16 protein-coding genes and 2 pseudogenes are annotated in these 13,465 nt (G+C 69.4%); 6 read left to right on the top strand and 12 right to left on the bottom strand.

Annotated features, from left to right (window positions below; translation table 11 throughout):
- The first annotated feature begins 118 nt into the window (after positions 1–118).
- Positions 119–877, top strand: coding sequence for a lysophospholipid acyltransferase family protein (locus OXS27_RS15805; RefSeq protein ID WP_267357323.1), 759 nt, complete (start codon positions 119–121; stop codon positions 875–877).
- Between the two features lie 67 nt (positions 878–944).
- The gene (locus tag OXS27_RS15810; protein ID WP_267357325.1) at positions 945–2,081 is read left to right on the top strand and encodes a glycosyltransferase family 2 protein; all 1,137 of its coding nucleotides are present in this window, start codon (positions 945–947) and stop codon (positions 2,079–2,081) included.
- Between the two features lie 31 nt (positions 2,082–2,112).
- Here the strand turns inward: OXS27_RS15810 and OXS27_RS15815 are convergent, their stop codons facing one another.
- Complete coding sequence (locus OXS27_RS15815) at positions 2,113–2,688, bottom strand: hypothetical protein (protein ID WP_267357327.1); 576 nt, start codon at positions 2,686–2,688, stop codon at positions 2,113–2,115.
- A gap of 164 nt (positions 2,689–2,852) precedes the next feature.
- A pseudogene (gene cutA / locus OXS27_RS15820) lies at positions 2,853–3,197 on the bottom strand (divalent-cation tolerance protein CutA).
- 160 nt (positions 3,198–3,357) lie between these two features.
- Between cutA and OXS27_RS15825 the strand changes: the two are divergent.
- Entirely contained in the window at positions 3,358–4,125 is a 768-nt protein-coding gene (locus tag OXS27_RS15825; protein ID WP_267357328.1) for an NAD kinase, read from the top strand.
- Between the two features lie 2 nt (positions 4,126–4,127).
- Positions 4,128–4,610: a GNAT family N-acetyltransferase gene (locus tag OXS27_RS15830; protein ID WP_267357368.1), complete on the top strand. Its 483-nt coding sequence runs from the start codon at positions 4,128–4,130 to the stop codon at positions 4,608–4,610.
- A 54-nt stretch (positions 4,611–4,664) separates the two neighbouring features.
- On the opposite strand, the gene OXS27_RS15835 is transcribed toward OXS27_RS15830, so the two are convergent.
- From OXS27_RS15835 to OXS27_RS15860, 6 genes are all read right to left on the bottom strand, one after another.
- Entirely contained in the window at positions 4,665–4,865 is a 201-nt protein-coding gene (locus OXS27_RS15835) for a hypothetical protein (RefSeq protein WP_243916535.1), read from the bottom strand.
- Positions 4,866–4,904: 39 nt separating this feature from the next.
- Entirely contained in the window at positions 4,905–5,273 is a 369-nt protein-coding gene (locus OXS27_RS15840; protein ID WP_243916536.1) for a DUF6481 family protein, read from the bottom strand.
- Between the two features lie 107 nt (positions 5,274–5,380).
- Positions 5,381–5,590, bottom strand: coding sequence for a cold-shock protein (locus OXS27_RS15845; protein WP_243916537.1), 210 nt, complete (start codon positions 5,588–5,590; stop codon positions 5,381–5,383).
- Positions 5,591–5,944: 354 nt separating this feature from the next.
- Entirely contained in the window at positions 5,945–7,072 is a 1,128-nt protein-coding gene (locus OXS27_RS15850) for a beta-ketoacyl-ACP synthase (RefSeq protein WP_267357370.1), read from the bottom strand.
- An 11-nt stretch (positions 7,073–7,083) separates the two neighbouring features.
- The gene (locus tag OXS27_RS15855; protein ID WP_267357330.1) at positions 7,084–7,551 is read right to left on the bottom strand and encodes a 3-hydroxyacyl-ACP dehydratase FabZ family protein; all 468 of its coding nucleotides are present in this window, start codon (positions 7,549–7,551) and stop codon (positions 7,084–7,086) included.
- A gap of 25 nt (positions 7,552–7,576) precedes the next feature.
- Positions 7,577–7,885 carry an acyl carrier protein gene (locus tag OXS27_RS15860; protein ID WP_267357332.1) on the bottom strand — a complete coding sequence of 103 codons (309 nt, stop codon included), beginning with the start codon at positions 7,883–7,885 and terminating at the stop codon, positions 7,577–7,579.
- A gap of 300 nt (positions 7,886–8,185) precedes the next feature.
- Between OXS27_RS15860 and OXS27_RS15865 the strand changes: the two genes are divergently transcribed.
- Complete coding sequence (locus OXS27_RS15865; RefSeq protein WP_267357334.1) at positions 8,186–9,304, top strand: AI-2E family transporter; 1,119 nt, start codon at positions 8,186–8,188, stop codon at positions 9,302–9,304.
- Positions 9,305–9,311: 7 nt separating this feature from the next.
- On the opposite strand, the gene OXS27_RS15870 is transcribed toward OXS27_RS15865, so the two are convergent.
- The 3 genes and pseudogenes from OXS27_RS15870 to OXS27_RS15880 all read right to left on the bottom strand — a co-directional run.
- Positions 9,312–9,569, bottom strand: a complete 258-nt coding sequence (locus OXS27_RS15870; RefSeq protein WP_267357336.1) for a hypothetical protein — start codon at positions 9,567–9,569, stop codon at positions 9,312–9,314.
- Positions 9,566–9,754: a hypothetical protein gene (locus OXS27_RS15875; protein WP_267357338.1), complete on the bottom strand. Its 189-nt coding sequence runs from the start codon at positions 9,752–9,754 to the stop codon at positions 9,566–9,568. The genes OXS27_RS15870 and OXS27_RS15875 overlap by 4 nt, the downstream gene beginning before the upstream one ends.
- 154 nt (positions 9,755–9,908) lie before the next feature.
- Positions 9,909–10,313: pseudogene (locus tag OXS27_RS15880) on the bottom strand (methyltransferase domain-containing protein); the annotation flags it as partial.
- 105 nt (positions 10,314–10,418) lie between these two features.
- Between OXS27_RS15880 and OXS27_RS15885 the strand changes: the two are divergent.
- Positions 10,419–10,706: a GtrA family protein gene (locus tag OXS27_RS15885; RefSeq protein WP_267357372.1), complete on the top strand. Its 288-nt coding sequence runs from the start codon at positions 10,419–10,421 to the stop codon at positions 10,704–10,706.
- 1,002 nt (positions 10,707–11,708) lie between these two features.
- Here the strand turns inward: OXS27_RS15885 and OXS27_RS15890 are convergent.
- Positions 11,709–13,136 (bottom strand): hypothetical protein, encoded by a 1,428-nt coding sequence (locus OXS27_RS15890; RefSeq protein WP_243925365.1) that lies wholly within the window; start codon positions 13,134–13,136, stop codon positions 11,709–11,711.
- Between the last annotated feature and the right edge of the window lie 329 nt (positions 13,137–13,465).

The following is a 13,465-nucleotide window of genomic DNA, read 5'->3' on the forward strand; positions in this document are numbered from 1 at the left end:
CGCATCTCTTCCGGAAAACGCGCTCCCCTCTCCCCCCCTGCTGCGCAGGGTACCCTCCCCCGCAAAGGGGGGAGGGAGAGCCGCGCTTCCCAAGGTCTCCCCCGCGATCCGCCGCTTCATGGTGGCGTGGTTCGAACGCTATCTCCACCGCCATCTCGACGCGTTGCGGATACCGCTCTGGAGCACACCCCCGGACCGCGGCCACGCAGGGCCGATCGTGGTCTATTGCAACCATCCCGCGTGGTGGGACGCGGCCCTGATCATCGTGCTGGCCGGGCGCCTCTATCCGGAGCGGCCGAGCCGCGCGCCGTTCGACGCCACGATGCTGGCGCGCTATCGGATCTTCGAGCGGATCGGCGCCTTCGGGGTCGATCTCGACAGTCCCCGGGGCGCCGCGCAGTTCCTGGCGGCCGCCCGGACGATCCTGGCTGCGCCCGACGGGATGCTCTGGATCACCGCGCAGGGCCGCTTCGCCGACGCCCGCGGGCGGCCCCTGGCGCTACGGCCCGGTGTGGCCCGCCTCGCCGAACTCGCGCCCGATGCCCTGTTCGTGCCGATGGCCGTTGAATACGCCTTCTGGGACGAGCGCGGCGCGGGCGCCTTCACGGCGTTCGGTGCCGGGATCCCGGCAGCCGACCTCGCCGCCCTGCCCCGGCCGCAGCGCCTCGCCCGGCTGGAAGCCGACCTGACCGCGACCCTGGACCGGCTCAGCGCCGACGTGATCAGCCGGGAGCCGGCGCGCTTCCGCGCCCTGATCTCGGGCCGCAAGGGCGTCGGCGGCGTGTACGACCTCTGGCGAAGCCTTGCGGCCCGGCTCTCCGGCCGCCGCTTCGATCCGGCCCACCGCGCCGCGGACGGACAGGACCGCGCCGCGTGAGGGCTTCGACTCCATCCCGCACCCATGCGATGCAGGGGCCGGGCGGGATCCATCTTCGGCACGGACCATGACCGATTCGATCCTGACGGCCCTGGCTCTCCTCGGTCTCGCCCTGGCGCTCCTCCCGGCGGTGCTGGCGGCGGTGAATCTCGCGGTCCTGCGCCGGCTGCAGCCGGAGGCGGATCCCGATCTCGTCTCGATCCTGATCCCGGCGCGCAACGAGGCCGGCAACATCGCCGCCACCGTCCGCGCGGTTTTGGCCAGCACGACGGTGCCCGTGGAGGTGATCGTCGGCGACGACCATTCCACCGATGCGACCCCGGAGATCGTCCGATCCATCGACGATCCGCGCCTGCGCCTCGTCGCCGTGCCGGCGCTGCCCGAGGGCTGGACCGGCAAGAACCACGCCTGCTTCCACATGGCCGGCCTCGCGCGCGGGCGGCATCTCCTGTTCATCGATGCCGACGTGCGGCTCGCGCCGGATGCCGCCGCATCCCTGGCGGCGCAGGCCCGCCGCACCGGCGCGGCCCTGATCAGCGGCGTGCCGCGGCAGGATTTGGGCACGCCCGGCGAGATGCTGACCGTGCCGATGATCGATTTTTTGCTCTTGGGCTACCTGCCGGTGCCGCTGATGCGCCACCTGCGCGACCCGTCGCTCGGCGCGGCCTGCGGGCAGCTCATCCTGATGGAGGCCAAGGCCTACGCGGCCACGGGCGGCCACGGCGCGATCCGCACCTCGCTGCACGACGGCGTCCGCCTGCCGCGCCTGTTCCGCGCGGCCGGCCACCGGACGGATCTCGTCGCCGCCGCGTCGCTGGCCACCTGCCGGATGTATCACGGCTTCGCGCAGGCCTGGGCGGGCTTCTCGAAGAACGCCCACGAGGGCATGGCGACGCCCCGGGCCCTGCCGGTCTGGACCCTGCTGCTCGGGGGCGGACAGGTCCTGCCGCCGCTCCTCGTCCTAGCCGGCCTGCTCGGCCTGATACCGACCGCCGCCCTGATTGCTGCCGCCGCTTCGCTCGCCCTCTCGCTGGCGACGCGGACGGCCATCACCCTGGCGGTCCGGGCGCCTCTGGCGACGATCGCGCTCCACCCGGCCGCGGTCGCGGTAGCGCTGGCGATCCAGTGGAACGTGCTGCTGCGCCGCGAGCGGGCCGGCGCCGCCACTTGGAAGGGCCGCAGCTACCCGGTCAACGGAGTCTAAGGCAGCCCGATCCAAGGCTTGCCGAAAGCGTTCACGGCGCAGGCTGGCACGGCTCGGTGCCGCGCCCCTGCGTCTGCGGCTTCACCGAAACGATGAGCTGCACGGTCGGCACGTCGCCGACCTGCCGGGTCAGGTGACCGGCCCGGCCATCCGGCCCCTGCGGTTTCGAACCCGAATCGGCGTTGAACTGAATCTCGCCGGGCTCCTGCTCCATCACCGTGCCGTCCGTGGCCTCCACCGACCAGCGGCCCGACAGGGTGACGACCCATTGCGGGCCGGGCGCCGCGTGCCACGGCCCGACATAGCCGACCGGAAGCACCGCGTAGGCGATCGACGCCACGTCGCCGGGCGGCGCGCCGACATATTGCGGCGGTGCGGGCGGCGCGTAACTCTTGAAGGCGAAGTTCTTTAGATCGCAATACTGGACGTGGCTGCGCCCTTCGGCATCGGCGTAGAGCACGCCGTACCGCAGGGCGGGTGGATCGGCCGTCGCGAGGCCCGCCGGCCCGGATGGCGCCGGCGCGACGGTCAGCGCGGGCGTATCGCCAGCCGCCTGAGCGTCTCCGCTGCCCGCGAGGACCGAGATCAGGAGGGCTGCGACGCGCACTCTGCAGTTCGATGACGCCATCGTTGTTTGCCCTAATTCGGCCAGCCGTGAAGCGCGCTCAGTCAACCGCCGCCGGCGATGCGACCGCGACCCTGCGCCTGACAACGCGATCAGCTCCAGGGACTCGGACGGGTGCGCGCGAGCGCCGCACCGGCTCCGGTAACTCACGCCGGGCGATGCGGCGGCGCCTCCAGGCCGGTCTCCGCCAGGATCCAGGCCGCCGTGTCGGCGTCCGCTCCGGCAACCGGCAGATGCAGGATGATCGGCGTATCGTAGGGATGGCGCGCCTTCAGGGCGGCCGACAGGGCATCGGCCAGCCCTTCCCGGCTCTTGAGGATCGCGGCGACTTCCTCGCTCCGCTCGACCGCACCCTTCCAGCTTTAGACCGAGCACATGCCCGGCAGCACGTTGATGCAGGCAATCAGCCGTTCGCGGACCAGCGCCTCGCCGATGTTGAGGGCCGAAGCCGCATCGGGAAAGGTGGTGTAGACGAGAAGCGGACGCTCCATGCTATGCCTCCAACTCGCGCAGTCCAAGTCGCGCAGTCCCGGCAAGTGAGGGGCATGCGGGGCAGCGACGTCAACCGGGCGGTTCGCTCGTCAGCACTGGAGCCGTGACGTGATGACGCCCGACGCGACCTCGACGCGACCGCCCGGCCTCACCTGACCGATGCCGCATTCCAAGAAAATCGCCTTCGTGGCGAGCCCGACCGGCTACGCCCGCGAAGCCGCCGCCGCCCTGATGCGCCGCTACGATCACGTCCCGCCCGAGGAGGCGGATGTCGTCGTCGCGCTCGGTGGCGACGGGCTGATGCTGCAGGTGCTGCACCGGTTCATGGACAACCCGAAGCCGATCTACGGGATGAACCGCGGCACGGTCGGCTTCCTGATGAACGAGTTCCGGGACGATGACCTCCTGGAGCACGTCGCGGCCGCGCAGCGCAGCGTCATTCACCCGCTGGTGATGGATGTGCTCGACACGGAAGGCCGCTCGCACCGCGCCCGGTCGATCAACGAAGTCTACCTGCTGCGCCAGACCCACCAGACCGCCAAGCTGAAGATCGCCGTGGACGGGAATGTCCGGCTCGACCTGCTGATCGCCGACGGCGTGCTGGTCGCGACGGCGGCCGGCTCGACCGCCTACAACCTCTCGGTCGGCGGCCCGATCCTGCCGCTGGATGCCAAGCTCCTGGCGCTGACGCCGATCTCGGCCTTCCGGCCCCGGCGGTGGCGCGGCGCCCTCCTGCCGGATTACGCGAAGATCCGGATCGACGTCCTCGACGCGCCCCACCGCCCGGTGGCGGCAGTGGCCGATCACACCGAGTTCCGCCGGGTCTGCACGGTCGAGACCTCGCTCGACCGCACCACCGAACTGGTGCTGCTGCACGATCCCGGCCACAGCCTCGACGAGCGTATCCTGCGCGAGCAGTTCGGGTGAGCGTGCAGATCAGGTCCGCCGCGGAACGCGATCACGCGGCAATTGTCCGGATCATCCTGCCGACTATCCGTGCCGGAGAAACTTACGCCCTCGACCGCGACCTCAGCGCGGCGGACGCGCTCGCGTACTGGACCAACGCCGACCGCAGGACCTATGTGGCCGAGCAGGATGGAGCGGTGCTCGGCACCTACTACCTACGAGCCAATCAAGCAGGCGGCGGCGCCCACGTCGCCAATTGCGGCTTCATGACCGATACGGCGGCAGCAGGTCGCGGGATCGCCCGGGCCATGGGCACGCATGCCCTTCATCAGGCGCGCGCGCACGGCTTCACCGCGATGCAATTCAATTTTGTTGTGAGCACCAACGTCCGGGCCGTGCGGCTTTGGGAAAGCCTCGGCTTCACGGCGGTGGGTCGGCTCCCGGGAGCCTTCCAGCATCCCAGGCTCGGGTCTGTCGATGCCTTGGTGATGTTCCGGACGCTCTGAGACCAGCGCGGCGCGGGAAAGCTCCAGAGTAGGGGCCTTCGCGCCGCGTCTGCCTCAGGCCTGCGGCGCCGCCACGAGATCGCTCTCGCGGATCGCCCGCTCCCCGCCCTGGGTGCGAATCCGATAGCTCGGCTCGCCCGTTTGGTCCGCCGGCATCAACCGCAGCACCTCGAACACCTCGCCAGCACCCTGGTCCCCCGGGAGGCCGAGCCGGGGGCGGCAGACGCGCTCGCCGATCTTGAATTTGTGAGACATGCCGAACTCCTGAATGCGGCGTCGATAGGCCGGGGCGGCTCAGCGCTTCTTCTGAGCCTTCGCCTTGCGGGCGAGGTAGCGGGCGTCGCGCTGAAGCTTCTGCTCAGCCTGCAAGGCCTTGGCGCGCTCCTGGGCAGCGAGCTGCTCGGCGTGCTTGCGCTCGATCTCGGCAAGGCGCTCGGCCTCGGCCAAAGCGGCGGCGCGCTCGAGTTCGGCCTGACGCTGGGCCGTACGCTCGGCGGTTCTGGCATCGCGCGCATCGACCACGGCGCGGCGGGCGGATTGGCGGGCGAGGACCACCGGATCGTCCGCGGACGGGCGCGCCCGGAACCGGGCCAGCATTTCCGACCGCGCCTTGGCGGCCGTCTCAAGGCGATCGACGACGCCCTGCTTGTTAGGAAAGCTCACAGACACTCCTGGGTCGGGCACGGCGAAAGCCAGCGCCCCGGGGGATTGCAGATACGAAGAAGCCGCTCCTTCTGAAGCGGCTTCGACGCGAAACGTTCGGACGAGGATCAGGCCGTCTGGAGCTGACCCGCGGACTCCTTGCCGCTGCGGCGATCCGTTTCCAGCTCGTAGGTGACCTTCTGGCCCTCGTTCAGGCTGCGCAGCCCGGCGCGCTCGACGGCCGAGATATGGACGAACACGTCCTTGCCGCCGTCATCCGGCTGGATGAAGCCGTAGCCCTTGGTCTCGTTGAACCACTTGACGGTTCCGGTGCTCATGGAATTCCTTGATCTTCGCAGGCGCAGTGAGAGAAGACGCCTGCCCAAGGGGCATGACGCCGTTATCGACCGATAGCGATAGGAAAGTCAGAACCGCCCTGCGAAGGCGTAACGGTCCAAGATATCCGGACACGTGCCGATCCGGTATTGTTAGACCCCTCGTGCTGTCTTGGCAAGTGCTGAGAAATATTTCTCATGCTGTTGGCTTGGTTCGGCGCGCAATTTTGGCTTCTGGACGGTGGTAATGGCTTCTGGAGCAGCTGTCTGAGCGGCAACCAAATGGACTTCAACGGAGGCGGCGCGCCGTAGACCTGTGTTCCGGCACGGACACTTGGACGTATCGTTGCCTTTGGCTCAGATCGCGCCAAGGCGCAGCAGACCCTCGCCGCGGCGATGTCCCACCGCTGTCACCGCCACCTCGCGGGCACGGCCGGCAGCCACGAGGGCGGCCCCGAGGGCGGCACCGAACGGGGCCGCCACTTCGAGCCCGTGGCCAAGCACGTCGCCGAGCGCGTGGAGGCGGGCCGTCGGCGCGAGCCGCCCCAGGGCGTCCCGCTCCTCCGTGGTGATCGATGCAAGGCCGGTCGCACCGGACAGGACGTGATCGGGTGCGTCGAGCCCGGCCTGCCGCCACAGGGCGTCGAGACTCGCCGCGACGCTGCCGGGCCTGCGCCGGGTCCGGTCGCTCGCCACCGGGTCGAGCCGAGCGAGGGCGCGGGCGCCCCGGGCGGCCGCGTGCGCTTCCGATTCGAGCATCAGGAAGGCCGCGCAGCTGCCGAGGATGAACCCGCCGGGCTCCCCGCGCGCGAAAACCGGCCGGTAGCCGTCCCGGGCGAGAAAGCCGCCCATGGCGTGGATCACCAGCACGTCCGGCCGCTCGGCGCTGTACGAGCCGCCGACCAGGATCGCGTCGATCTGGCCGGACGCCACCCGCGCCTGTGCGATCCGCAGGGCGTCGACCCCGGCGGCCTCCTCGCCCATGAAGGTCCGCGAGGCCGCCGTCACCCCATGGACGATGGCGATGTTGCCGGCCAGCAGGTTCGAGAGCTGGGCCAGGAACAGGGTCGGGCGCAGGTCGTTCTGGAGCCGCTCGTTCAGGTAGGCGCCCGGGTCGGGGGCGTCGCGCAGCCCGGTCAGGATCGCGCCGTCGGCCGCATAGTCACGCTCGCCGCCGCCCGCCGCCACCACCAAGTGCAGGGCTTGCTTGAAGGCCGCGTCGTCCTTCACCCCCGCGGAGTCGAGGGCGAGGCCGGCGGCGTAGACGCCGAGCCGCTGCCACGCCTCCATCTGGCGCTGGTCGCTGCGCTTGGGGATCTGACCGTCCCAGGCGATCGTGGGCGCCGGATGCACCGCGTAGGGTGCAAAGCTCTCCGAATCGGTCCGGGGCGGCACGCCTGAATCGAGGGCCGCGAGATGGACCTCCACGCCCTCGCCCGCGCAGGAGACGAGGCCGAGGCCGGTGACGACGACGGGGCGATTCACGACGCGGACCGTCACGGCTGCACCGGATCCGGGAACAGGCCGATCGTCCGGGCGCGTTCGCGCATGGGCGCATCGAGCCCGTCCGGGAACGGCATGGTGCGGAAGCGCAGTTCGGCGTCGCACAGCGCCTTGCCGGCATGGCTGATCGCCGCCTTCGTCACGGCGTAGCCGGAGCCGTCATGCTCCAGACTCGCGGTCACGACGAGCTCCGCCCCCGGCCCCACGAAGGACCGGAACCGCGCCTTGTCGACCCCGGTGAGGAACGGCATCCGGGTGAAGTCGAGATGGGCGAGCACGAGGTAGCCGGAGGCTTGCGCCATGGTCTCGGTGAGAAGCACGCCGGGCATCAGGGGATGGCCGGGAAAATGCCCCTCGAAGACCGGGCTCTCCAGCGGCACCCGGGCGAGCGCCTCGATCCGGCCGGCGGCCCGGTCGAGGAGCCGCACGGTATCGATCATCTCGAAATATTCGAGGCGCATGGCGGGACGATCAGCCGGCTTGGCGTCAGACCTTGGCGGCCTTTTCGGCCACCAGGCCGTCAATGCGCGCGCACAGGTTCTTGAGCACGAAATACTGTTCGGCCGGGACCTTGCCCTCGTTGACCTCCTGGGTCCAGCGCTCCAGTGGCAGCTTGATCCCGAAGGCCTTGTCGACCGCGAAGGCGATGTCGAGGAAGGCGAGGCTGTCGATGCCGAGGTCGTCGATGGCGTGACTCTCGGGGGTGATCTTCTCCCGCGGGATGTCGGCGGTCTCGGCTATGATGTCGGCCACGCGCTCGAAGGTGGCGGTGCCGTGGGCGGGCTCGTCGGACATTTCTTCTCGCGGGCTGGACGGATTCCGGATCGGTCGGGCGGGAGCCCCCTCGCCACCGGACAGCCCGGTACGCCCCGCGCGACCACCCTCGGCGTCTAAGGGCCCCGATACGCGGCCCCGTGGAATGGCGGCGACCTCTACACGAGGGTGTCAAGGGCGGCAACCTTGGCGGACCGCCCAGCGTTTCAGCGCCAGTCCACAGGTGCGCAACGCCGCGCGTGCGGGCATCTGTACCGCTTTCGCCCCATAGGTCCTCACTGAGGGACGGGACGGCAGCCGCGTTCCAGGAGATTGAGACGGATGCCACCGATCACCAAACCCGCGCGCCCGCCGGCTCGGATCGAGGAGGCGCCGCTGCCGCCGCACGAGCGGGCGCGCTCGCAGGGGGCGGCCCGGGTCCTGCTGGTCCTGGCGCTCTCGGCGCTCGGCCTGTGGATCCTGCACCGGTTCCTGCCGGCTTTGGCCTGGGCGGTGGTGCTGGCGATCGCCCTGTTCCCGGTCTACATCCGGCTGGAGCGCCGCTTCCCGCCCGGCAAGCACAACATCTTGCTGCCGTCGCTGATGACCGCGGCCGTGGCGCTGGTCTTCCTCGCGCCCCTCGCGATCCTCGGCGTCCAGGCGGCCCGGGAGGCCCACGACGTGGCCGAGTTCGTGCGCAACGCCGAAGAGAACGGCATCCCGGCGCCCGAATTCCTTCAGCACCTGCCCTACGGCGCCGCGCAGGCGACCGCGTGGTGGAACGACAACCTCAACCACGCGCAGGCGGGCTCGGACCTGCTGCACCGGTTCGAGAACGACTCGGTGATCGGCACGTCGCGCAATGTCGGGCGCGAGATCGTCCGGCGGGTCGTGCTGTTCGGTTTCAGCCTTGTGGCGCTGTTCTTCCTGTTCCGCGACTGGCGCACGGTGCGGGACCAGTCGCTGACCGCCTGCCAAAAGCTGTTCGGGCCGCGGGGCGAGCGCGTCGCCCGCCAGATGGTCGCCTCGGTGCACGGGACCGTGGACGGCCTCGTCCTCGTCGGTCTCGGCGAAGGCGTCCTGCTCGGGGTCGTCTACTACTTCGCGGGCGTGCCCCACCCGGTGCTGCTCGGCGCCTTCACGGCCGTGGCGGCGATGATCCCGTTCGGCGCCGCCCTCGCCATCGCCATCGCGGCGCTGATGCTGGTGGCGGCGGGCGCGACGAAGGCCGCCCTCGTGGTGGCGGTCGCCGGCCTCGTCGTGACCTTCGTGGCGGACCACTTCATACGGCCGGCCCTGATCGGCGGCACCACGAAGCTGCCGTTCCTGTGGGTGCTGCTCGGCATCCTCGGCGGCGTCGAGACCTTCGGCCTGCTCGGCCTGTTCGTCGGCCCAGCCGTGATGGCGGCCCTGGTGCTGCTCTGGCGGGAGTTCACCGAGGGCCACGACAAGAAGGCCTGAGCGGTTCCTACTCGTCCGCGCCGGCCGAGGCTTCGACCCGGCGCCGGTCGTTGCGCCAATCGGCCGGCTTCTCGAAGGTGCCGGCCCAGATCCCGCGGCGGGTCGCCCAGGCGTGACCCTCCTGCGCGACATAGGCCGTGGTCCCATGGCGGCTGGCCAGCGCGAAGCCCTGGCTGGCCATCCAGGCCGACAGGTCCTCCCCGTGGACGTGGCAGAGGCCGACGAGACGGCCCGCGACTGCGGGCTCCTGCCGCTCGCAGGTCACGACGGCGCTGGCGATCCGGGCGCGCAGCTCTGCGCGGTCTCGGGCGCATCGATGCCGTAGAGGTGGAGGCGGGTGCCCTGAACCTCGATCGTATCCCCGTCGATCACGGTCGCCGGGCCGCTGATCGTCCCCGCGGCGGCAGCGGAGCCGCACAGGAGGAGCAAGGCGAGCGTCGATCTGATCATAACGAGGGGTCCACGGGGGCGTGTCGGGGCTGTCGGCGCGCAAGTGCCGCCACAGACCTGACGAAGCGGCGACGCTCGCAGATCAATGTGGCGAATTTGACAAGACGCAGCCCGACGCGCCCCGGACCGGCCGCGCGGCACGGGGCGGAACGGATTACCGCCGCGCGAACGCCCAGACGGTCACCGGAAAATCCCGCTCGTTGTGGAGGGGCTTGTACCAGCCGAAGCGCGGCCACCGGCGGAAGTTGGCCCGCACGCAGGCCCGGTTGCCCCATGAGGCGGTCTTGATGTTCTGCGCCTCGAAGCCGCACTCCTGCAGGAGGTAGGACATGCCGGTCTCGGTCCAGCGCGAGCAGTCGATCGGGCTGTCGTGCAGCCGGATCAGGAACGGCGTCGTCACGATGAAGGTGCCCCCGGGCTTGAGCATGGAGAAGACGTTCTTCCCCGCTCGCTGCGGCCACTTGAGGTGCTCGAACACCTGATCGGCGATGATGAAATTGAACTGCTGGTCGAGCCGGCCCTCGCAGATGTCGAACGCCGGGTAATCGACCGCCGTGTAGGACCTGAACTGGAACCTGCGCTTCTATTTCGGGCCGGCCGCAATCTCTAAGGTGTCCAGCTTGCCGGGCGAGAGACTCTCGACGAACGAGAAGCACTCACGGTACTGGTCTACGGGCTCGCGGTGACGTTGGCCTACCTCGTCGGCCTGACCACGGCTTTCGTGCTGGCGCGGCGCTACGTCTTCGCCTCGACAGCAAGCTGGCTTGGCGAATATGGCCGGTTCGCCCTGGTCAACGTGTTCAGCTTCCTGATGGTGCTCGGGGTCAGCGTGGGTCTGGCGCGGGTGGTCTTCCCCAGGATCGGCTTCATGTGGCACGCCGAGGATATCACCCACCTGATCGGCGTCGCGAGCCCGATGCTGCTCAGCTTCTACGCCCACAAGTACTTCTAGTTCGGCAAGCGGGCGCTGTGGGCTTGAACGACGGCGGGATCCGCACGCTCCGATGCCCTATCGTCTCTCGGACCGATGCGGTGCTGGCGTCACAGATCGATCCCGGCCTGCCAACCGGAGATGGTATCCGCGTTCGCGACGAGGGCCGACTCAGCGCGTCTCCTTCCCCCTTTAGCGCTACGACATTTACAGATCGCTCTCGGGCTCTGACACACGCTCTCCCTCCCCCCTCTGCGGGGGAGGGAGGACGCACCTCAGCTTATCGTTCTTGATAATGTTCCTATTTTATGCTCATTAGCCGCCACCTGTCCGCGGCGGCCTGGGAGCGATCCCGGGGCGTCCTTCGGGGGCCCGCCCGGTGGCTGACCGTGCGGGTCCGGGGACGGGGCGGTGCCCGCGTCGGTGGCTCTCAGCCGCCATCGCCCCGGGCGGCGGACCGGTACGGGGCGTGCCTCGGATGCGGGCGTGAGACCGGGCGGCAGTTTGCCCGGCGGGGGGAGGAAATGCCCCCCGCGCCGACCCGCGTCTGGGCTGACCCTGAGCGACCTGCGGACCCGCCCACGACGAGGCGGGGGACGGCTGGAAGGCCACGGCGCCGATGCGGGTTCCGGGGGTGCGTGCACCCCGCCCGAGACCGCTAACGGGGAGTCGCAGGATCGGGACGTCGGAGACACCGCGACGAGAAAGACGGCACCGGCCGGGGACCATGCCCGGTCGATTCCGCGGGCGCCGCGGGGACCGGATCCCGCGCGTTACTTGGCCGACACCTGGGTCCCCGCGGCGTCCCGCGTCCCTCGTGTTATTTCTTCGGCCATGCCCCCGGCGCCAAAGGCGCGCGGGGACGATGTCGCGCGTGTCGAGGGGGCCGCCATCTCAGATTGTCAGCGCGAACGCAGCGCAGCAACTCAGGTCGACGTAACCTCCGCGAGCGAGGCGTGGCTCCGGCCGAGTTCGCACCCTGCGCCCAGATTCAGGAGCCGACTTCATCGACCGCAGGCGGCCTCACTCCGCTGGCACGCCGCCCTCCAGCATCTGCGCCCGCGCCACGGAGGCGCTCTTCTCGCTCTCGCTGACGGCCATCGACATGCCGGCACACATGAAGAACAACAGGCCGAGGTCGACGAACGGGGATCCGATCGAACCCAGGACCACCTGACAGATGCAGGCCAAGCGGATGCTTTTCTGGAAGCTCCGCGTCCGGTCATCTTTGGAGGGACGGGCGAAGAAGAACAGGAGCACGAACGCGAAGTACGTGACCGTGCCGATGATCCCCAGGCTCGCCAGCACCGCGAGCGGCCAGCTGGATGTCCGGGTGCTGCCGACACCGACACCCAACCCGTTCGTCTCGTAGAGGTTCTGCAGCCCCTGGTAATTCCAGGAGCTTCGCTCGATGCCGGAATCGGAGGTCAGTTTTTCCGAGAACGCCGCCTGATAGATATTCTGGACCGCATTCCAGACCGATTCCTGCAGCGCGCCGAGCATCACGAGGAAGACGACGACGAACGGGCCGAGGAACAGGAACAGCGTCGCGTTGCGGGTCGATCTCCGGTGGATGACCAGCATGTACAGGCAGGTCAGGTACTCGAAGGCCACGACGATGGCCAAGCCGGCATAGGCGGTCGTCGAGGTCGACGCGATGACCGCGATGAGCGACGCGGCGGCGGCCAGTCCCGCGCGCCGGGTGAACACCTCTTCGAGCCACATCTTGCCGGTGAAGGTGAACAGGAACAGCGAGGCCGACCCATACGTGGAGGCTTCGGAGAAGGAGCCGACCACCCGCTTGAAGCCGGCCATCTCGACCTCGACCAGCATGGTGTAGCCGGCATTTCTGAGGAACGACAAAAGTTCTCCGGTCCCCGTGAGGTAGGTCGCAACGTCGATCAGCCCGAAGGCCAGATTGGCGAAGGCACAGACCACGGCGGCAGAACAGAGGACCGGCAGGCTGCGCGAGCCCAATTCCCGGGAGCAGGCGTAGAACGCGACGTAGGCCAGAAGATCGGATGCGAAGTACAGGCTCTGCGTCAGGTTACCGGTCGTCGGAACCAGCGGCACGAGGGCGATCCGGACGCCATCGCCCAGGCGGGCGATCGAGTAGACGTTCGTGCTGCCCGCAAACAGTCGCGTGATCAGCACCGAGCCGGCCAGCGCGTACAGCACCGTGATCAGGAGCCAGAATCCCGGACGCGGGAAGCTCAACGCGGACAGGCCGTCGGCGAGGCGATAGGGATTCGTCCCGACCTTCAGCAACACGAAGGCCAGCATGAGATGGGCCGGCTGCAGGCTGGCCCCACCCAAAGCCGTCAGGATGGCGGCCGCGGACGCCCCCAGCAGCGTGCTGAGGAAGACCATGTAGACCGAGAAAGTGGGACTGCGCCCCAAGCTGATGAGCCCGATCAGGAAGGCGACGACTCCGATCAGCTCGATCTGCATGCTGCCTCAACGCGAAAGCCGATCCGTCTCAGCCCGAAGCGCGGCCCCGAAAGGCCGTCGCGAGCCGCCCACGGAGACAGTCCGGGCGGCGCCCTCCGACTGGAATTCACGTGTCTCGGACTTGACGTCGATATCACGGGCCGAGATTGTCTGTGAAGCGATCAGTCCCGCGCGCCGTCCTTAACCGGAGGCCGACGACTACCGACCCGAGCCTGCGCAAAGCCGAGGTCGCGTTCGAACGGGCAGATCGCGGCACAGCGATTCGTGCAGTCCACGGGGAACGGCGCATGTCGGACCAGAGTCCGACGCGAGTCCCGCGGGTCGCCCCG

Source organism: Methylobacterium sp. GC_Met_3, from assembly GCF_026540775.1.
Classification (GTDB): domain Bacteria; phylum Pseudomonadota; class Alphaproteobacteria; order Rhizobiales; family Beijerinckiaceae; genus Methylobacterium.